The 17,493-nt window shown below is 39.2% G+C and carries 20 protein-coding genes and 1 tRNA gene; 12 read left to right on the forward strand and 9 right to left on the reverse strand.

Annotated elements, in window-relative coordinates; translation table 11 throughout:
• Window positions 1-24 precede the first annotated feature (24 nt).
• The 4 genes from KJK34_RS14765 to KJK34_RS14780 form a co-directional block, all read right to left on the reverse strand.
• Window positions 25-1,068, reverse strand: coding sequence for a nucleotidyl transferase AbiEii/AbiGii toxin family protein (locus KJK34_RS14765; RefSeq protein ID WP_223054665.1), 1,044 nt, complete (start codon window positions 1,066-1,068; stop codon window positions 25-27).
• A 30-nt stretch (window positions 1,069-1,098) separates the two neighbouring features.
• Window positions 1,099-1,818: a DUF6577 family protein gene (locus KJK34_RS14770; RefSeq protein ID WP_223054666.1), complete on the reverse strand. Its 720-nt coding sequence runs from the start codon at window positions 1,816-1,818 to the stop codon at window positions 1,099-1,101.
• A gap of 359 nt (window positions 1,819-2,177) precedes the next feature.
• The gene (locus KJK34_RS14775; protein ID WP_223054667.1) at window positions 2,178-3,248 is read right to left on the reverse strand and encodes a DUF932 domain-containing protein; all 1,071 of its coding nucleotides are present in this window, start codon (window positions 3,246-3,248) and stop codon (window positions 2,178-2,180) included.
• A gap of 1,008 nt (window positions 3,249-4,256) precedes the next feature.
• On the reverse strand, window positions 4,257-4,664 hold the full coding sequence (locus KJK34_RS14780) for a helix-turn-helix domain-containing protein (RefSeq protein WP_223054668.1): 408 nt from the start codon (window positions 4,662-4,664) through the stop codon (window positions 4,257-4,259).
• A 171-nt stretch (window positions 4,665-4,835) separates the two neighbouring features.
• Here KJK34_RS14780 and KJK34_RS14785 point away from each other — a divergent pair, with 171 nt between their 5' ends.
• The 7 genes from KJK34_RS14785 (at window position 4,836) to KJK34_RS15265 (ending at window position 8,336) form a co-directional block, all read left to right on the forward strand.
• Window positions 4,836-5,210, forward strand: a complete 375-nt coding sequence (locus tag KJK34_RS14785; protein ID WP_223054669.1) for a hypothetical protein — start codon at window positions 4,836-4,838, stop codon at window positions 5,208-5,210.
• A 135-nt stretch (window positions 5,211-5,345) separates the two neighbouring features.
• A complete protein-coding gene (locus KJK34_RS14790; protein ID WP_223054670.1) occupies window positions 5,346-5,741 on the forward strand; it encodes a hypothetical protein in 396 nt (131 codons plus the stop codon).
• Window positions 5,728-6,108: a hypothetical protein gene (locus KJK34_RS14795; RefSeq protein ID WP_223054671.1), complete on the forward strand. Its 381-nt coding sequence runs from the start codon at window positions 5,728-5,730 to the stop codon at window positions 6,106-6,108. The genes KJK34_RS14790 and KJK34_RS14795 overlap by 14 nt, the downstream gene beginning before the upstream one ends.
• Window positions 6,109-6,110: 2 nt before the next feature.
• Entirely contained in the window at window positions 6,111-6,473 is a 363-nt protein-coding gene (locus tag KJK34_RS14800; RefSeq protein WP_223054672.1) for a hypothetical protein, read from the forward strand.
• A gap of 101 nt (window positions 6,474-6,574) precedes the next feature.
• Window positions 6,575-6,733, forward strand: coding sequence for a hypothetical protein (locus KJK34_RS14805; protein ID WP_223054673.1), 159 nt, complete (start codon window positions 6,575-6,577; stop codon window positions 6,731-6,733).
• Between the two features lie 38 nt (window positions 6,734-6,771).
• Window positions 6,772-7,248, forward strand: a complete 477-nt coding sequence (locus tag KJK34_RS15260) for a recombinase family protein (protein WP_236937667.1) — start codon at window positions 6,772-6,774, stop codon at window positions 7,246-7,248.
• Between the two features lie 173 nt (window positions 7,249-7,421).
• Window positions 7,422-8,336 (forward strand): recombinase family protein, encoded by a 915-nt coding sequence (locus tag KJK34_RS15265; protein ID WP_236937669.1) that lies wholly within the window; start codon window positions 7,422-7,424, stop codon window positions 8,334-8,336.
• Here the strand turns inward: KJK34_RS15265 and KJK34_RS14815 are convergent.
• Both KJK34_RS14815 and KJK34_RS14820 read right to left on the reverse strand, forming a co-directional pair.
• Window positions 8,299-8,370 (reverse strand) — tRNA-Arg (locus KJK34_RS14815). The two genes, KJK34_RS15265 and KJK34_RS14815, sit on opposite strands and share 38 nt — an antisense overlap.
• Before the next feature lie 58 nt (window positions 8,371-8,428).
• Window positions 8,429-9,376 carry an L-threonine 3-dehydrogenase gene (locus tag KJK34_RS14820; RefSeq protein ID WP_223054674.1) on the reverse strand — a complete coding sequence of 316 codons (948 nt, stop codon included), beginning with the start codon at window positions 9,374-9,376 and terminating at the stop codon, window positions 8,429-8,431.
• 230 nt (window positions 9,377-9,606) lie between these two features.
• Between KJK34_RS14820 and KJK34_RS14825 the strand changes: the two genes are divergently transcribed.
• Genes KJK34_RS14825 through KJK34_RS14845 form a run of 5 tightly spaced genes read left to right on the forward strand, consistent with a single transcriptional unit; the run spans window position 9,607 to window position 15,057 of the window.
• Window positions 9,607-10,293: a hypothetical protein gene (locus tag KJK34_RS14825; protein ID WP_223054675.1), complete on the forward strand. Its 687-nt coding sequence runs from the start codon at window positions 9,607-9,609 to the stop codon at window positions 10,291-10,293.
• 47 nt (window positions 10,294-10,340) lie between these two features.
• Window positions 10,341-13,649: a transcription-repair coupling factor gene (mfd, locus tag KJK34_RS14830; RefSeq protein WP_438839216.1), complete on the forward strand. Its 3,309-nt coding sequence runs from the start codon at window positions 10,341-10,343 to the stop codon at window positions 13,647-13,649.
• A 50-nt stretch (window positions 13,650-13,699) separates the two neighbouring features.
• The gene (locus KJK34_RS14835) at window positions 13,700-14,251 is read left to right on the forward strand and encodes a hypothetical protein (protein WP_223054677.1); all 552 of its coding nucleotides are present in this window, start codon (window positions 13,700-13,702) and stop codon (window positions 14,249-14,251) included.
• The gene (locus KJK34_RS14840; RefSeq protein ID WP_223054678.1) at window positions 14,248-14,574 is read left to right on the forward strand and encodes a hypothetical protein; all 327 of its coding nucleotides are present in this window, start codon (window positions 14,248-14,250) and stop codon (window positions 14,572-14,574) included. The genes KJK34_RS14835 and KJK34_RS14840 overlap by 4 nt, the downstream gene beginning before the upstream one ends.
• A 54-nt stretch (window positions 14,575-14,628) precedes the next feature.
• Complete coding sequence (locus KJK34_RS14845; protein WP_223054679.1) at window positions 14,629-15,057, forward strand: VOC family protein; 429 nt, start codon at window positions 14,629-14,631, stop codon at window positions 15,055-15,057.
• 191 nt (window positions 15,058-15,248) lie between these two features.
• Here KJK34_RS14845 and KJK34_RS14850 read toward each other — a convergent pair whose 3' ends face one another.
• The 3 genes from KJK34_RS14850 to KJK34_RS14860 form a co-directional block, all read right to left on the reverse strand.
• The gene (locus KJK34_RS14850) at window positions 15,249-15,911 is read right to left on the reverse strand and encodes an aspartate kinase (RefSeq protein WP_223054680.1); all 663 of its coding nucleotides are present in this window, start codon (window positions 15,909-15,911) and stop codon (window positions 15,249-15,251) included.
• A 247-nt stretch (window positions 15,912-16,158) separates the two neighbouring features.
• On the reverse strand, window positions 16,159-16,518 hold the full coding sequence (locus tag KJK34_RS14855) for a YraN family protein (RefSeq protein ID WP_223054681.1): 360 nt from the start codon (window positions 16,516-16,518) through the stop codon (window positions 16,159-16,161).
• Entirely contained in the window at window positions 16,518-17,483 is a 966-nt protein-coding gene (locus KJK34_RS14860) for a S66 peptidase family protein (RefSeq protein ID WP_236937668.1), read from the reverse strand. The genes KJK34_RS14855 and KJK34_RS14860 overlap by 1 nt, the downstream gene beginning before the upstream one ends.
• Between the last annotated feature and the right edge of the window lie 10 nt (window positions 17,484-17,493).

A 17,493-nucleotide genomic window follows, 5' to 3' on the forward strand; every position in this document is an offset into this window, starting at 1 on the left:
AAATCTTTCCAAAAGATTTTTCTTCTAATTGTTGTTAATACTTTTAAACCAATAGAAAAACGCTTCAGGATTGGTCTTTTTTAATTTGTTTAGTTTATTGGAGGCTTGATTTTCAATCAGCCAATCCTTAATTTCTAAAGGGTTTTTGAAGCGCTCAATTTCCAGACCTTCTTTACTTAGCAAAGAAGTTAGATAAGCTACTTTTGCCCCTGCCGTTATTGCCTCCTCAATAGAAAAACGGTCAATAGTGAAATTTGTAAAGTTTTTAATTCCTAATTGAAGATGTCTAAATTCTTCGGATTTATGATCACGCTCAGCCAATGTATAACATGCTTGCCAAGTGTCTTTCAGTACTTCCGGTGCTGATATTGGGAGTTTTCTAAAGCCTATTTCTTCATGTACAACTCTATTATAACTTTCCTGAACCACTTCAACACTTGTAATATGGTCGAAAAGAAAGGCTATGTCGTAAAGTTGTTTTACGATCTCAACTGGACGATTTTTTGAATATAAAATGCCTGTAGTTTTAGGAGCAAATGCTGTAAGCTTATCTCCTAAAATTGCATCAAAAGTTGGAAGTTCTACTGAAGTGTCTTCTCCAGAATTTACTATCCAATTATGCCTAATTGGATAGTTTTTTGTTTCAGGGTATGGACTAGGGGTGTATAACAAGTCAAGTAATATTGGTTCTTCGTGACCATCCACTACGCTTTTGTAAAACATTTTAAAGTGCCCAATTGGTGCATCCGGTGTATGCTTCCTGTCATTATCATCTTCCCATCTGAGATACATGTCGGACTTACTAATTTTTTCAAGTATGTTTTTAATCCTTTCCTCAGACTCCTCGGTTATAATATCTATATCTATTGAAAACCTTTTTGGTGTTTCAGTGGCCAGCAATAAAGCAGTACCTCCTTTAAATACAAAATTCAATCCCTCTACCTTAAGTTGCTCTAAGAATGTAAGCGCGTAAATGACCTTTTCGATAAGCTTAGGGTCAATCCGTCTTCCTAACTTATTTCTTAGGTTAGTAATCCATTCAATCGTATGTGATTTTTTATCAATCATAATTATATAGTTTTGGCACAATTCTATTAATTATGCCAAAGTTATATTCATTAACTTCTCAAGTTTTTCCTCTCTATTTCGTCTTACTGCATATCGTTTCATCTTCAATTCGTTGATTGAATATTTTTTCAAAGCTGATTTCATTATAAAATTAATTTCACCCTGTTGCGCAGAAAAAAGTTCCTGATCAATAAGCATATCTACTAGTATCTTTTCTAAAGACGGAATGATTACTTTGCCTATTTCGCTTAAAGGCGCTTCTGATACCAGATTTTTGATAATGACAACCTTGTCTAAATTGGCAATATATCTGTCAAACATTTCTTCATCAGGATTGATGAATACTGTTTTGTAAGTTTCACTGACAAAACTAAAAACGGACTCTGCGGCATCTTTTTCAACCTCAATCATCGTAAAGCTTTTAAAAGGCTGATGTCTCATAAAATCGTTAAGCCATGCAGTATCCCAAACACAAAATTTTATAAATGGAAATTCAGAACTTATATTTTTATAAAGCTTTTTGAGTTGAGAAGATACTTTTGGATTGAAATGCTGAGCCGTTCCTAATTCATAAACCCCACGTGCGGGGTTGCTTATCAATCCGTCATTTTTTAGCCGGGATATATAAGCATTTATAGTATTGTCAGACCATTCCGAAAAATCCTTTTTGATAGCACGTACCAATTCCTCCTTTGCTAGTTTACTTTTAGCCTTGAAGTAGTTTTTGATATGTGACTGTAGAGGATTCACGATAAATATTTTTGTAAATATAATAAATATAAGATTGGCACAATATATATTTTTATGCCAATATTGTACTGTGGTAGTTCCTTAAAAATTACACTTCTCGAAGTAATAATTATGCTGTAAAACATAGCAGTGTCCCCCCGCCCCCGAGTTCCGAGGGATGGGCGGCAAGAATGCGGTTGTGATACAACCGTTCATCTTGCCGATTGCGCCAGAGGAGGCAATCTCCCCCGAAATACAATACTTTCCAGGACTTACAATTGCCTTAAGTGGTAATAGCAGTCTCCGGCGAAGCTGTTGCCGTCAAAAGTATAAGGGCAGGTTTAAGCACCTGCCCTGTTTAAGATTGGTATTATCTTGTATCAGTTTAAAAGGAATATCCCGTTGTCATTCTTCGCAAAACTGCTGCACAATTCAAAGGCTTTTTGCGCTCTTGTTTGTGCGGTTCCTCCCATTACAATAGATTGTAATTTGGCTTCTTCATCTTTGTAATTCCTCACGTTTTGATAGTAGCCTGTTACGGCATTGTAAGCACCAAACAAAGTTCCTTTTGTAGTGTCCATTTGCTGTGTATCGTTTACCATAGCATAGGCAAATGCATCTTCCACCATGTTTTTGAAAGCGGTCGATAATTCATCTTCTGCTCCCTTCTTTAAAAGGTCATAAGTTTCTTTGTTTGGGCATAGCGCTAGCTGAATTAATTTCTTTACTTCGGCATCTTTAACCCTTACCGTTGCCCACTCGTTAAAGATGTTTTCTAACTGATTGCTTAGGGTGTTTGCCAGTCCCACAACTTTGTGCGCATTTTCCAAACGCTGGCTTGCTCCCGAAGTATGTTTTATGCGCACCACATTGGTCATGTTCTTTAGTGAGGCGTTAAGTGTATTCTGGCAGACAATGCGCACGGGTGTAAAGGCTGCTGTAATGCTTCCGCTGCCATCGTGCGAGGTGGTCAGGAAAATGTATTTTTCGGTTATGTCATCGCCATTGCCTACACGGATATAATCAGGCAGTTTAGCAGTTATAAAAATACGCTCGCCATTTCCTAAAGCCCCTGCCGTCTCGTATAAGATTCCATCTTCACCGCCTACAATAGCATCAAAGAAAGCAAAAGCATCACGGTTCTGTACAATATGATAATCTTTACCTACTACACCTAAAACGGTGTTGCTATCGCTCCGCACATTGGCAAAATAATTTGGTACTGTGACAGGCTCGCCAGTAGTTAAACCTGTATCAGCCTGTACCGTTTCAATACTGTTAGTGAATAGCTGAGATTTTACCACTTCATAATCCAGTCCCGCATGCTGGATTGCTTCTGTGCTTGTTGGGTAGTCGGTTACTACCTGACCTAAATTGTGCCATGCTTTTTCCTTTACACTAAAGAAAGAATAACGGCCTGTTTGTTCGTTGAAATTCAGATTGTGTCCCATGATTTCTAAGATTTTAAAAATTAAGTAATACGAATTCATCACTTTTCTTTTTAAGCCGTCAGCCTGCATAAAACACATTAGTTTTTCAAAACAAAAAACGGAAAAAAAGAAAGCCAGTTGAAAGCGGGCGGTAAGCAATACGGAGCGCTATAAGTCCCGAAGGGTGGACTGTGAGGGACGAGCAGACCATTATGCGCGCGCAGTTGCGGCGCACGCTAACTTAGCTGCCTTTTTATCCGTTTGGAGTGAAAAACAAATCAGCAAAAAATAGTTGAATCTTTAGGATATAGTAATATCAGGAAAGTGCATGCCTGAAGGAGCATGCTCTTGGTGTAATTTTGAAAACAAATCCTGACGTTGCACCGGAAGGTTTTGTTTTTAAATGCTTTATGATTAATATATTAAGGCTTCTGCAAAGATTTTAATTCAATATATCTGTCGTTAATGTTGTTTAATAGATTATCAAAGAAAATATTGATTTTCTTTAATAGGTTTTCAATAAAAATGTTTTCATCCAAATAGATCAATCCAAAGTTCCCGAAAGTTTAACACTAAGCCCGGTAGTTTTCGGAATCTTTTTTATCTGAAAACTGTTTGCAATACCGTTTTGATGAGTAATAATATTACGTACAATTTTACATTGGTTTATAGGTGTAAAATATTGTTCTATATTTGAATAATTCAGGCCGAAAACTTTTTTTAAAAAAGTCCAATACTTAGGGAGATCACCTTTAGACCTATCTATGTCATCGAGTTTGATGTCGAAAGAAAATTCAGACTCTATACTGTCACATATATCTTTTAATTTACCTTCAAAAAAAGCAAATATTGAGTATTATTTAGACGGCGGAACGCTTCAATAGAATTATTAATTTCAAACTCAATATAAAAGAGAGCTGTCCATCTTTTAGAAAATTTATTTAGATCGAACTTCATATCATATACACATTAATTAAAAGAGACCACTTAAATTAAGCAGTCTCTCCTTCAGGAACAGTAATTTTACAACTACTGATTATTTTTAACTAACTTTTCTAAGTAAGAGACTTTATCTTTTTCTGCTTGCAATAACCGCTCATAGAGTTCAACAATTTTTTCAACGGTATTAAAAGTTGGCTGATAGTTCAATGAACTCGCAATCAAAGTTGATGTATCGCTGCTATTATTATGGTAGGTATTAGATATAATATTAAAAACAGCTTCCTCAGAAAATTGCTTAATTCCTTCGGCAGTCACTCCTAAAGCCTTTGCAATCTCTTCAAGCTTAGTATCTTCTACAGTTTCACTATTCTCTATATTCGAAATCGACTGTTGGCTTACGCCTAATGCAGTTGCTAAAGCTTCCTGTTTCATACCGCGTAATTCACGGATGCGGCTAATTTTTCTTCCTATATGGTTTTTTGTTGCTGTACTCATATCTCAAAGATATTGAAAATTCTGTAAGGTTTTTATTAGTTGGTAAAATACAAGCAGTTACTGGTAAACTACAACCTGCTGTGGTTCGGTACTTTACTACAAGTTCCGTACTTGCTATGTATAACAAAAATAAGCTTTTTCACTGATGTTTAATTAAAAAAAGTTACAGTTATGTCAGAGCAAGATATAAAAAATGAAGAGGATTTTAATGATGACAAAGGACTTCAGTTCATAAAAAAGTTCCTGTTGGACAACATGGATTTATCAGGACTCTATTGTTTCGGAATCCACCACAAAACCAAAATGTACAGTAACGCTATTAGCGGAGAAGTAAAAACAAGACAACATACGCATTACTATTTGTTGGTTTACAGCATTGATAACAAACCCAATGCCATTGCCGACCTGAGTGACATTATCAAGAAAAAAAGTAAGGGGCAGTATACCGTTACGCTGTTTATCCATTTGGCTACAACGGTTCGACAGCTTACACCTGACCGGAAGTATTTCTTTTACCACGCTATGCAAAAAGGTGTAAACATTTAGGAACATGACGTTGTTCCTCCTACTATTAATTTTAAAGAAGAACCACAACGTAATGTAGCTTACCTAAAATCATATTGGCGCAACCGCAGCCGGGTAGCAGAAGTATTCCTGGAATCACAAGGCTCTATTGATGGCATGGATACCGAACCGATACAGGAAGCCATGATGCAAATTGCCATGGAAAATACGGCCTTGGCATTAATTGATACTTTCCTTGGCTATCGGCCAATACACTTCCATCTTGGCTATCTGTTTGATATCTGCAATTTGTTCTGCACCCTTGCCCGTGAAATATTTCCAAGGAATACAGAAGAAGAGATTAAACTTTTTGAGTTGCTATCGAAACACATCAGCAAACTCAGGAGTGCGCATCTTGGTGCTATGGACTTTCTTCATACCGAATTACTGCAACGCAGGTGCCGATTATTTCAGGAGAAAGCTACCGTTTTGATAGAAGCAGAAATCGAAAGGATTGAAAAGTCAGGTAATAATAAACAACAATCTAAAAATGAAAGTGATGGAAAAGAATAATGAAAACATACAAAAAGAAGGGACAGAAACTGAAAATGCATCAGCTTTTCATTCAGGGCTTCCCATGTACATGCTAACACACCCTAACGGGGTTACCTGCAAACTTCAGTTTAAGGATTACTTCTATTTGTTTGTGGTTATTGAAGACCTTATAGAAATTTCTTTACATACGCTCTATAATGCTGAATCAGAAAACAGCGGGCATGTAAAGCATCCTACCCGGCACTTGGTTAGCGTGCTTGAATTGATAAAGCAGTTGTTGCCTGGCGATACTGGACAAACATTGGCAGAACTAAACGAATACCTCAACCAAATGAGAGAGGAAGAAAACTTAAAACAAAATAATGAATCACCAAAAAATGACTGATTATGAAAACAGAAAACCTACAAGCTTTATCGGCACTGGCTGATAAACTGGCGAAATCCAACGAATTCAATATGCTCAAGCCCTACCATAACCGCGAAGGTATGTATACAGCCAAACTGTTCTTTAGCAGCTATAGCAATCTTAACTTAGCTGTTATGGATATCATTCAGGTATGTATGACCGCCTTATATGCTATGGAAGAAAGCGGTAATGACAGGAAAATGGCTTCGGCACTTACCATTGCCGACGTCCTTAAAATAGCTCTTGAACTTATGCCTATGGAAGAATTTCAGATATTGGATAGTTGTTACAAATTACATTTGAAACTTACAGAAAATGATGATTTAGAAGAAAATCAAGAGTAAATTTTGATTAAGATAATTTAAAATTTGCCTCCCTATATTTATCAGTCAAAAAATTAAGACCGGAAACGGTCTTTTTCATTTAACGAGATAGGAGGTGAGTTATGGAAAATGAAAAAGACAAAATTACCCCTGAACTTGCCATGCGCATACTTAGGAGTAAAGGACTTATCGTTACAAGAGATCAGGCAGAGCGAATACTCTGCTTTTTGTATCTTATAGCCGACATGGCAATATCTAAATATTTAAAAATACCTCCGTAGTTATCTAGGGGTTAGCAATACATTAAAAAAATACAATTATGAAAATCGCAGATCTATACATACGTGTCAGTACAGATGAACAGGCTGACAAAGGTTATTCACAAAGAAATCAGGAAGAAGTACTGAAAAGATATTGTGAAATCAATTCTATACAAGTCCGTAATATAATTTTTGAGGATCACTCTGCTAAAAGCTTTGTTAGGCCGGAATGGAAAAAGCTGGAACAAGGCTTGAAAAGAAGCAGGGGTAAAGTGGATTTGGTACTCTTTACTAAGTGGGACAGATTTAGCCGTAATGCCGGGGATGCGTACCAGATGATAAATAAACTCCGAAATTTTGGGGTAGAGCCACAAGCTATTGAACAACCTTTAGACCTGAGTGTTCCTGAAAATAAAATGATGCTTGCTTTTTACCTCGCAGCACCTGAAGTTGAAAATGACCGTAGGGCATTAAACACTTTTCACGGAATGCGCCGTGCTAAAAAAGAGGGGCGTTGTCTCGGAATCGCACCATAAGGATATAAAAACGTAACTACCGAGAATGGTAAAAAGCATATTATTTTTAGCGAGCCACAGGCAACACTTGTAAAGTGGGCATTTAAAGAATTGGCAAAGGGAATACTGGCTGCCGAAGAAGTCCGCAGAGAAGCCGTAAAAAGGGTTTAAAATGCAGCCGTGCAAATTTTTGGATGCTTGTACGTAATCCTGTTTATTGCGGAAAGATTTTCATTCCGAAATATAAAGATGAGGAAGCCCACTTTGTACCGTCATTACATGAGCCTTTGATTTCCGAAAAGCTATTTTATCAGGTTCAGGATATATTAGATGGCAAAAAGCGTAAGGAGAGAATCAGAACGGTCTTGGTAGTTAAGGATCAGTTTCCGTTACGTGGCTTTCTGCAATGCCCTGATTGTGGCCGTATGCTTACTGGCAGCGCATCTAAAGGTGCTTACAGTTTATATTACTACTATCATTGTGTTTCTCCCTGTAAATTTAGATTCAGGGCTGACAAACTAAATCTGCTATTTGAAGAAGAATTGCAGAAATATGTTCCTACGCCTGCGGTACAGGATCTTTATAAAACAATAGTGCATGATATGTACAAAAGGAGGTCGTCTAAAAAGGAAAATATTTCGAAACGTGTAACTGAAGAAATAGATCGCCTCAACGCAAGGGTATCAAAAGCACGAGAACTACTTTTGAATGATGCTATTGACGGAAAAGAATATAAAGAAATTAAATCTGAGTGCGAAAATAAGATTGTGCGCCTTGAAGCAGAACTTACCGACACAACAGGGCAAGAAAACAATTCTCGAACTATATCAAAACTCCTGGATTCCGCTGTTCATGCGCTTTCACGCTTAGATGTGTTGTATAAAGAAGGGGATATTAGGAAGAAAAGAGAGATAATAAGTTCGATTTTTCCTGAAAAGATATGTTTTGACGGAACTGAATATCGAACTTTTCGCGTGAACGAAGCAGCAAGGTTCATGTTTGTGATTAACAGCGAGTTACAAAACAAAAAAGACCGAAAAAGAGCTGATTTTTCACTCCTTTCCGGTCTTGTAGCCTCGCCAGGAATCGAACCTGGATCAAAAGTTTAGGAAACTCCCATTCTATCCGTTGAACTACGAGGCTGTTATTTTCGAGTTGCAAATGTAAAACATTTTTGCGGTATGGCAAAAACTTTTTTTGCTTACTCTGCCATGCTGCTTAAATGCTCTAGCATATCGGTAGTCATGGCATCAAGGCCATACTGGTGCTGCCAGTTCCAGTCGTTGCGTGCGTGGCTGTCGTCTATGCTTTGCGGCCAGCTATCGGCAATTTTCTGTCGGAAATCAGGCTCATACGCAATGGTAAAGTCTGGTATGTGCTGCTTTATCGTTTCAGCAATTTCTTTAGGGGTAAAGTCCATTGCCGATAGGTTGTAAGACGAACGTATTTTTATATTTTCTGCCGGTGCCTGCATAATTTCTATTGTGGCGCGTATGGCATCATCCATATACATCATTGGCAGGCGGGTGTCTTCACTAAGAAAGCATGTATAATTGCCATCGCTTAATGCCTTGTGGTAAATATCTACAGCATAATCGGTTGTGCCACCACCCGGAAGTGTGCTCCAGCTTATTAAACCTGGATAACGGATGCTGCGCACATCTACGCCATAAATGTTATGGTAATATTCGCACCACCTTTCGCCTGATTGTTTCGAGATTCCGTAAACCGTGCTTGGCTCCATTACGGTATATTGCGGTGTGTTTTGTTTTGGAGTTGTAGGCCCGAAAACAGCAATGCTCGATGGCCAGAATATCTTCTTTATTTTTTCTGCTTTAGCTAAGTTAAGTACATGAAAAAGCGAGTTCATGTTCAGGTCCCATGCAAAAGCGGGATTCTTTTCTGCAGTAGCCGAAAGCAGGGCTGCCATAAGGTAAACCTCTTCAACCTTATATTTTTCAATTACTTCTTCAACCTGGTTAAAATCGAGGGCGTTAACCACTTCAAACGGACCTGATGCTACAAACTCAGGGTCACCTTTACGTACGTCAGATGCTATTACATTGTCTTTTCCGTACAGTTCCCTAAGTTTTTTAGTAAGTTCCGTGCCAATCTGGCCACAAGCTCCAATAATTAAAATTGTCCCCATAGTTGTGTTTTTGTTTGCATGCAAATATACTGTTTTCCGTTGTCAATTATATCGATGTAGTGCTGCGTGCTAACAATCTTTTATGATATTGTGATTTTTTCATTTGCTAAAATGCAATATCCTCAAAATGAGGTGTGGAAAAAGTGAGAGGTACAAGGCAGGGAATTAAGATTATAATAAACTGCACATTGGCGTAACATTTGTAACTTTACAGACTGAATTATATGCAAATGAAATATAACGTTTATATACTTGCTGCCCTGTGCTTTTTAATGTTTTCCTGTAAGGATGATGAGGGCGCCCAACTGGCTGCCACCAAGCGCATAGAGATGAAGAACGACTCTATACTTAAAGTAGTAAGCAACAACTGGAATTTTGAAGTACCGCCGCTTAGCGCTAAAGTTAGCGAGCGTATAAATAACTGGAACGAGTGGGCACAGCTAACCTCTGAAATGGAGCAACGCCCAACCGGTACTATTACTGCTTACAGGCAAAAAGCCGAGAATATAATCAATAAAATTCAGCAGGTTAAAACAACCATTCCGCCATTCTTCAATAAGCCACAGTTACGCAGCCGCATCAGTGTGCTCGATACAAAGGCAAAAGCATTACATACCTACATAGCACTGGATGTGGTGCAGTGTGACAAGGTAATAGCACTTATTAAGGACATGGCTAAAGAAACAGCCGATATACAAAGGCAGATGGATGAAATGATACGTTTTAGCGAAGTGCCTAAAGAAGCCGGAGAGGCAGAGATGCTTCGGGCACGCGATACTACACGCCTTGCCAACCCCGAGATGATGGCGCAGCCTATTGTTGCACCGCCAAATCAGTCGGCGCCGCCTGCAAATACCAATATACCTAACAGGAACAGGCAGCCCTTTAACAATAATAAACTTAAACCTGCAAATTGAAACCTGAAGTTTTAGAAAAATACTCTCAATCGGTAAAAGTAAGCCAGATAGCTGCTGCGCTGGCTAAACGTGAAGCAAAACTGCATGTAAAAGGGCTTATAGGCTCGTCGCTTTCGTTTGTACTCGATCCGTTGTTCCGCCAGTCAGACCTGCCTTTTCTGCTTATATTAAAAGATAAGGAAGAAGCGGCCTATTATTTAAACGACCTTGAAAAGCTGGTTGGTGATAAAGATGTTTTGTTTTACCCCGGTTCTTACCGCAGGCCCTACCAGATAGAGGAAACCGACAATGCAAATGTGTTGTTGCGTGCAGAGGTGCTTAACCGTATCAACTCGCGTAAAAAGCCTGCTATAATAGTATCTTATCCTGAGGCGTTATTTGAGAAAGTTGTTACCAGAAAAGAACTGGATAAAAATACACTTAAAATAGCGGCAGGAGACCAGGTTTCAATCGATTTTATTAATGAGGTACTGTTTGAATACGAATTCCGAAGGGTAGATTTTGTTACCGAGCCGGGCGAATTCAGTGTGCGTGGCGGTATAGTGGATGTATTCTCATTCAGTAACGACAATCCGTACCGTATCGAATTTTTCGGTAACGAAGTTGACAGCATCCGTACATTTGATGTAGAGAGCCAGCTTTCGCTTGAAATAAAAAAGAAAATTACGGTTATACCCAATGTAGAGAATAAATTCCTGAAGGAAAACCGCGAAAGCTTTTTAGAATACATCAACGAAAAAACAGTACTTTTTATACAGAATACCGAAGGGCTTCTTGGCCAGCTCGACCTCCTTTTCAGCAAGGCTGGTGAAGCCTTTGAAAAACTATCTAAAGATATAAAGCATGCCTCGCCGGAGGAGCTTTTTGTAAACCAGCAGGCTTTTATAAAGAAGGCGCTTGACTTTACCATTGCAGAACTGGGTTCTACTGCTGTATTTAAAACCGAAAAAACTTTTGAGTTCCATATACAGCCGCAGCCATCGTTCAACAAGCAGTTCGACCTGCTTCTTAATAACCTTGCCGATAACCACAGCAACGGAATAAAGAACTACATCTTTTGCAGTAACGAAGCACAGGCCAACCGTTTTCATGACATTTTTGAAAGCCTTGACGAAGCCAACCATGAAAATATTCGTCAGCAGTACAAAACAATTGTTTTCCCTATATATGAAGGATTTATTGATGAGGAAAACCAGATAGCCTGCTACAGCGACCACCAGATATTTGAGCGTTATCACCGCTTTAATATTAAGAACGGTTACAGCAAAAAGCAGACAATTACCCTTAAAGAACTTAACTCACTCTCGGTGGGCGATTATGTAACCCACATAGACCACGGTATAGGAAAGTTTGGCGGGCTGCAAAAAATAGAGGTAGAGGGAAAGAAACAGGAAGCCATAAAACTGGTATATGCCGATAATGACATTGTGTATGTAAGCATACACTCGCTGCACAAAATATCTAAATATAACGGTAAAGACGGTGCACCGCCCAAAATATACAAACTGGGCAGCAGCGCGTGGAAAGCCCTGAAGCAAAAAACAAAGGCGCGCGTTAAGCATATTGCTTTTAACCTTATACAATTGTATGCCAAGCGCAGGCTGGAAAAAGGCTTTCAGTATGCGCCCGACAGTTATTTACAGGCAGAACTGGAATCGTCTTTTATATATGAAGACACACCAGACCAGGTTACTGCAACCCGCGATGTAAAAGCCGATATGGAAAGCGAACGCCCTATGGACAGGCTTGTGTGCGGTGATGTTGGTTTTGGTAAAACCGAGGTGGCTATAAGGGCTGCATTTAAGGCGGTAGATAACGGCAAGCAGGTGGCTATTTTGGTACCTACAACGATACTGGCCTTTCAGCACTATAAAACCTTTAGCGAGCGTTTAAAAGATATGCCGGTTACCATCGGGTATATAAACCGCTTCCGTACGGCAAAGCAAAAGTCGCAAATCCTGAAAGACCTTGAGGAGGGAAGGCTCGATATTATAATAGGTACCCACCAGCTAACCAACAAAAACGTAAAGTTTAAAAACCTGGGGCTGCTTATAGTAGATGAGGAGCAGAAATTCGGTGTAAATGTAAAAGACAAGCTTAAAACCATAGCGCAGAATGTAGATACGCTTACGCTAACGGCAACGCCAATACCGCGCACACTGCAATTCTCGCTAATGGCGGCACGCGATCTTTCGGTTATTACCACGCCACCACCTAACCGTTACCCTATAGAAACGCAGATTATAGGATTTAATGAAGAAATTATCCGTGATGCTATTTCGTATGAAATACAACGAGGCGGACAGGTGTTTTTCATTAATAACCGCATAGAGAACATTAAAGAAGTTGCCGGAATGATTCAGCGCCTGGTACCCGGTGCCAAAGTGGGTGTGGGTCACGGGCAGATGGAGGGCAAAAAGCTGGAAGAGCTTATGCTTGCCTTTATGGATGGCGAGTTTGATGTTTTAGTGGCAACAACTATTATAGAAAGCGGGCTTGATGTGCCGAACGCCAATACTATCTTTATCAATAATGCGAATAACTTCGGGCTGTCTGACCTGCACCAGATGCGGGGGCGTGTGGGCCGGAGCAACAAAAAAGCGTTCTGCTACTTTATTGCACCACCGTACAGCGCCATGACCGAAGATGCCCGCAAGCGCATACAGGCGCTGGAGCAGTTCAGTGAGCTGGGGAGCGGTTTCAATATCGCCATGAAAGACCTTGAAATACGCGGGGCGGGAGACCTTTTGGGCGGGGAGCAAAGCGGCTTTATTAATGAGATTGGTTTTGAGACCTACCAAAAGATTATGAATGAGGCCATAGAGGAACTTAAGGAAAATGAGTTTAAGGACCTGTATATGGACGAAGAGCAGCAGGAGAAACGTGAGTTTGTAAAAGACATACAAATTGATACTGATTTCGAGTTGCTGTTCCCCGATGAGTATATTAACAGCATTACCGAAAGGCTCAACCTGTATAACGAGCTTAGCGGCATTAAAACCGAGGAAGAACTTAAGCTGTTTGAGCAAAAGTTAACTGACCGTTTCGGGGCATTGCCAAAGCCGGCACAGGCGCTGCTTACCAGTATGCGCATTAAGTGGCTGGCTACCAAAATGGGTATTGAAAAACTGATACTGAAACAGGGCAAAATGGTTGGCTATTTTGTAAGCGACCAACAAAGCGATTATTATCAAAGCAGTTCGTTCCACAGGGTGTTGCAGTTTGTGCAAAAACACCCGAACCTTACGCGCATGAAAGAAAAACAAACTAAGAACGGCTTACGCCTGCTGCTGACTTTCGAAAACGTGAAGTCGCTTAAAAAAGCACTGGAGTTATTGGAGATGGTTTTTGAGTAGAATTTTAAAATTTTATAGTTTTACATATTATTAATCTTGTATTTTCAAATATGAACTTTGACCATAGGTACTTTTATATAATCTATCTGATTGTTGCAGCTATGATTGGATTTTATATAGATGAAAAATACAATTTTTCGCAGGATCCGCAAGACACAATATCGTTGATCGCCAACTTATCGGAATTTTTAGGTCTAGCTATCGCATTAACTGAAATTTTTATTTTAACAAAATTGACCAGCAAGATTAAAAAAAATTTAGAAAGTTTTAGGTCCTACACCGATGTGTCAATTATTCCGGCTTCGCTATCACAGATAAAAGATGATCTTATTTCCGAAAAATACGGAAAAGCTACATTAAGATTAGAGAAGATTAGAGATATTTATCAGGAGAGCCTCCCTTCAAATGAATTGGAAAATACATCGTCATCACATCGCATAAATTTTGATAAGTTAAATTCTATCATCTCTACCCTTTTAATGATGGAAAGTCTTTCTTTAAAATTAAAAGAACATGATTTAGAAGATTATGTAAAGTTTTTGACGACATTTAATAAATCTATAATCTCATTAAAATTAACTTTTAAAGATTCGATATTATGATTCCAGATGCTTATAGTTCTTTTATAAAAACAATTATTGAGAAAACTAATCGCGGTGAAGTACAGTGGGCAACTACCGGTGATGGGGCGTATGTGCTACGCACAAGTTCAGCTACTGTCGAAGTGGGTTTTTATAATGACCCAGATGCAGAGTTGGGTTATTATTACTTTAAATATTATAATATAAAAAAGCGCATAAAGGCCGGGTTCCGTGTTAACAACCAGGAAGATGGATATAAAACGATGGAAAGTTTATCTTCTCTTGCGGCAGCATCTGCAGCAAATATCAATGATGAATTATCATCTTTTCTTGGCGAGTTATAAGATATTAATTCTACTAATTATTGATCAGCATAGAAAATTTAATTTAATTATCCCATGCCACAATTAAACCCATACATTCATTTTAACGGCAATGCTGAAGAAGCCTTTACCTTTTACAAATCGGTATTTGGCGGCGCGTTCGAAACCGTTTCCCGTTTTAAAGATTTCTCCAACCCTGAGCATCCGTTTCCGGAGCACGAGCTGCATAAGATAGCCCATATTTCATTGCCTATTGGTGCCGGAAGTTACCTTATGGGCAGCGATGTACCCGAAATGCTGGGGACTGTGAACGAGCAGGAAAACCGCAGCAAGATTTCTATAACTGCCGAAAGCAAGGAAGAAGCCGACAGGTTGTACAACGGCCTTTCTGCCGGGGGAGTTGTAGAAATGCCTATAGCCGATAGCCCCTGGGGTGCTTACTTTGGTATGTTCCGCGACAGGTATGGCGTCGAGTGGATGGTAAGCTTTAACGAAAGGCGTTAATATTCTTATAGCATATATCATAAAAAAGGCGGTACTGTGCAGTACCGCCTTTAGCATTATTTAAGTAGTGGTTGGATTTTTAAAAGTTTTGTTTATGTTTTATGAGGTTATAACAGCCTTAAGGCAAATTACCCTACCTCATACAATAAAAAAGCGGCACAAAAGTGCCGCCTCATATAAAACCTTATTTTTTACTGAAGGTTCTTCAGGTCTTTTATCACTTTAAAGGCAAGATCAACTTCCTCTTCACTTACCAGTATGGTAAACTCGTATGAAGTAGAGATAACTTCATTTATTATAATACCCTCCCAGGCAAGCCTCTGGAAAATGTAATAGTAAACCCCCGGGGTAGATATATTGTCTTTAGGCAATTTTACAGTGATAGATGCAAGGTTGTCAGTACGCTCTATCATTTTTTCATCTGCAAAAAGACGGTCCACAATATGGCTTATGGATGAGCTTACCACTATGTTGGCTTCGTTAACCCCCCGTGATGAAGTATAAAATATCTCAGGGTTGGCGTTAATAGTGGTTATCAGTTCGGCGTGTTTGTTTAATAAGGTGTCCGATACAGCAAAGGTATAATCAGTTAAAGAAGAGCGTACGGTTATTTCGCCTATTGCCTTTAGCACCTTTACGATTTTGTGGTTAAGCCTGAAATCAAGATCTTCAGATAACCTTTTGAGCGACATTACCACTGCGCCCTGCTTTATATCTTTACCCAGTTCCTGTTCCAGTTCCGGCATCATGTTACGGGCAAGCGATGTAAGGTTAATGATGCCCTGAGAGAGTGCGCTCAGCAAAAAGGGCTTCGTCTTAATGTAGTGTTCCACTACAGAAGATATTGTTTTCATAGTTAAGAAGTTGTAGTTGTAGTTGTTTAGCGAAACAAATATACAAACTAAAACATTCTGTTAAATATTTAACAATATAAAATTCATATTTAATATAGCTGAAGTATCGCTTTTTCTATTATAGTTTCTTTTTTAATTATAATGCTGTTAAAAAGACAACAGATTAACTTCTATGGATATATTATTTGCTTTTATATCAGGTTAAACAAAACAAATATGTTATTTGTAGTTTTGCTAATAATTAAACTTAAAAGATATAAAAAGCATTTTCAAGATGCTCGGTTTTAAAGCTGCCTTTGTTGTTGTGTATGGCAATAATATCAAACCTTGCCTCAACATCAAGGTCGTTGCTGATGATGTATTCGTTAATAGCTTTTACCAGTAACTGTATCTTTTTAGGCTTTACAAAGTCCTGCGGCAGTCCATACTCTAAAGACGATCTTGTTTTTACTTCTACCACAGCCAGCACATCATCTTTACGGGCAATAATATCTATTTCTGCCTTCAGGTAAATCCAGTTGGTTTCCAGTATATCATAACCCTGCTTTTGCAGATAGGCAACTGCAAGTTCCTCGCCCAGTTTGCCCAGCTCGTTGTGCCCCGCCATTAATTGAATGTAACCTTGGTGCCGCTTTCGGTAACAGTAAGTGTGACTTCGCTGCCCAATATCAGTGCCCTGTTGTCGTGTATATGTCCTGCGGGGAAATTAAAGCATATCGGTATGTTGTATTCTTTCGTTATGTCCTGTATTATTTCAAGGGCATCGTGCCCCCACGGGATGTCGTTATCACGCATTTTGCTCATGCCGCCTATAATAATACCTTTCACATTGGCAAAATAACCATTGCGCTTCAGGTTCATCATCATGCGGTCTATGTGGTACAGGTATTCGTCAAGGTCTTCTATAAACAGTATTTTTCCTTTATAGTCGGGTTCGCTCATTGAGCCTAATATGCTGTAAAGTACCGAGAGGTTGCCCCCAATAAGCTCGGCAGTTACAGTACCCTTTTTATTAAACGGGTGGGCAGGTATAGTGTAGGCTAATGTTTCACCAAAAAGCGCTTTGCGTAAAGACTCTTTGGCTTCGTTAGTAGCATTAGGTACACTTATGCACATAATACCGTGCAGGGTGGCAATGTTCATATTGTTGATGTGGCTGTGCAACACGGTAGCATCACTAAAACCGATTATCCATTTAGGGTTCTTTTTAAACTTTGTAAAATCTACCCTATCTATCATGCGTACAGTGCCATAACCGCCTTTGGCACACCACACCGCTTTTATGGCTGGGTTGTCTATCATCTCCTGAAAATCAGTGGCACGCTGCCAGTCGGCCCCGGCAAGCTGGTTGTTGTCAAGCCCAACGGTTTTACCGGTAACTACATTTAGCCCCCAGCTTTTCAGTAATGCAATAGCGGGTTTAAGAGGTGCCATATCTATTTTGCGTGCAGTTGCCAGTATAGCAACGGTATCTCCTTTTTTTAGGTAAGGTGGTATTTTCATTTGGTCTTGTGCCTGTGCTGAGGTTATAAAAATAAGGGTTATAAGTAGTGTCTTTAAAATCCGCTGCATTGTTTCCGTT

Source organism: Flavobacterium coralii, assembly GCF_019891545.1.
GTDB classification, from domain to species: Bacteria; Bacteroidota; Bacteroidia; order Flavobacteriales; family Flavobacteriaceae; genus Flavobacterium; species Flavobacterium coralii.

Bases quoted from the DNA above. Each gene is read 5' to 3' on its own strand.
- KJK34_RS14765 (WP_223054665.1), bottom strand. From the start codon at position 1,068: ATGATTGATAAAAAATCACATACGATTGAATGGATTACTAACCTAAGA.
- KJK34_RS14775 (WP_223054667.1), bottom strand. From the start codon at position 3,248: ATGGGACACAATCTGAATTTCAACGAACAAACAGGCCGTTATTCTTTC.
- KJK34_RS14780 (WP_223054668.1), bottom strand. From the start codon at position 4,664: ATGAGTACAGCAACAAAAAACCATATAGGAAGAAAAATTAGCCGCATC.
- KJK34_RS14785 (WP_223054669.1), top strand. From the start codon at position 4,836: ATGTCAGAGCAAGATATAAAAAATGAAGAGGATTTTAATGATGACAAA.
- KJK34_RS14790 (WP_223054670.1), top strand. From the start codon at position 5,346: ATGGATACCGAACCGATACAGGAAGCCATGATGCAAATTGCCATGGAA.
- KJK34_RS14795 (WP_223054671.1), top strand. From the start codon at position 5,728: ATGGAAAAGAATAATGAAAACATACAAAAAGAAGGGACAGAAACTGAA.
- KJK34_RS14800 (WP_223054672.1), top strand. From the start codon at position 6,111: ATGAAAACAGAAAACCTACAAGCTTTATCGGCACTGGCTGATAAACTG.
- KJK34_RS14805 (WP_223054673.1), top strand. From the start codon at position 6,575: ATGGAAAATGAAAAAGACAAAATTACCCCTGAACTTGCCATGCGCATA.
- KJK34_RS15260 (WP_236937667.1), top strand. From the start codon at position 6,772: ATGAAAATCGCAGATCTATACATACGTGTCAGTACAGATGAACAGGCT.
- KJK34_RS15265 (WP_236937669.1), top strand. From the start codon at position 7,422: ATGCTTGTACGTAATCCTGTTTATTGCGGAAAGATTTTCATTCCGAAA.
- KJK34_RS14820 (WP_223054674.1), bottom strand. From the start codon at position 9,376: ATGGGGACAATTTTAATTATTGGAGCTTGTGGCCAGATTGGCACGGAA.
- KJK34_RS14825 (WP_223054675.1), top strand. From the start codon at position 9,607: ATGAAATATAACGTTTATATACTTGCTGCCCTGTGCTTTTTAATGTTT.
- KJK34_RS14835 (WP_223054677.1), top strand. From the start codon at position 13,700: ATGAACTTTGACCATAGGTACTTTTATATAATCTATCTGATTGTTGCA.
- KJK34_RS14840 (WP_223054678.1), top strand. From the start codon at position 14,248: ATGATTCCAGATGCTTATAGTTCTTTTATAAAAACAATTATTGAGAAA.
- KJK34_RS14845 (WP_223054679.1), top strand. From the start codon at position 14,629: ATGCCACAATTAAACCCATACATTCATTTTAACGGCAATGCTGAAGAA.
- KJK34_RS14850 (WP_223054680.1), bottom strand. From the start codon at position 15,911: ATGAAAACAATATCTTCTGTAGTGGAACACTACATTAAGACGAAGCCC.
- KJK34_RS14855 (WP_223054681.1), bottom strand. From the start codon at position 16,518: ATGGCGGGGCACAACGAGCTGGGCAAACTGGGCGAGGAACTTGCAGTT.
- KJK34_RS14860 (WP_236937668.1), bottom strand. From the start codon at position 17,483: ATGCAGCGGATTTTAAAGACACTACTTATAACCCTTATTTTTATAACC.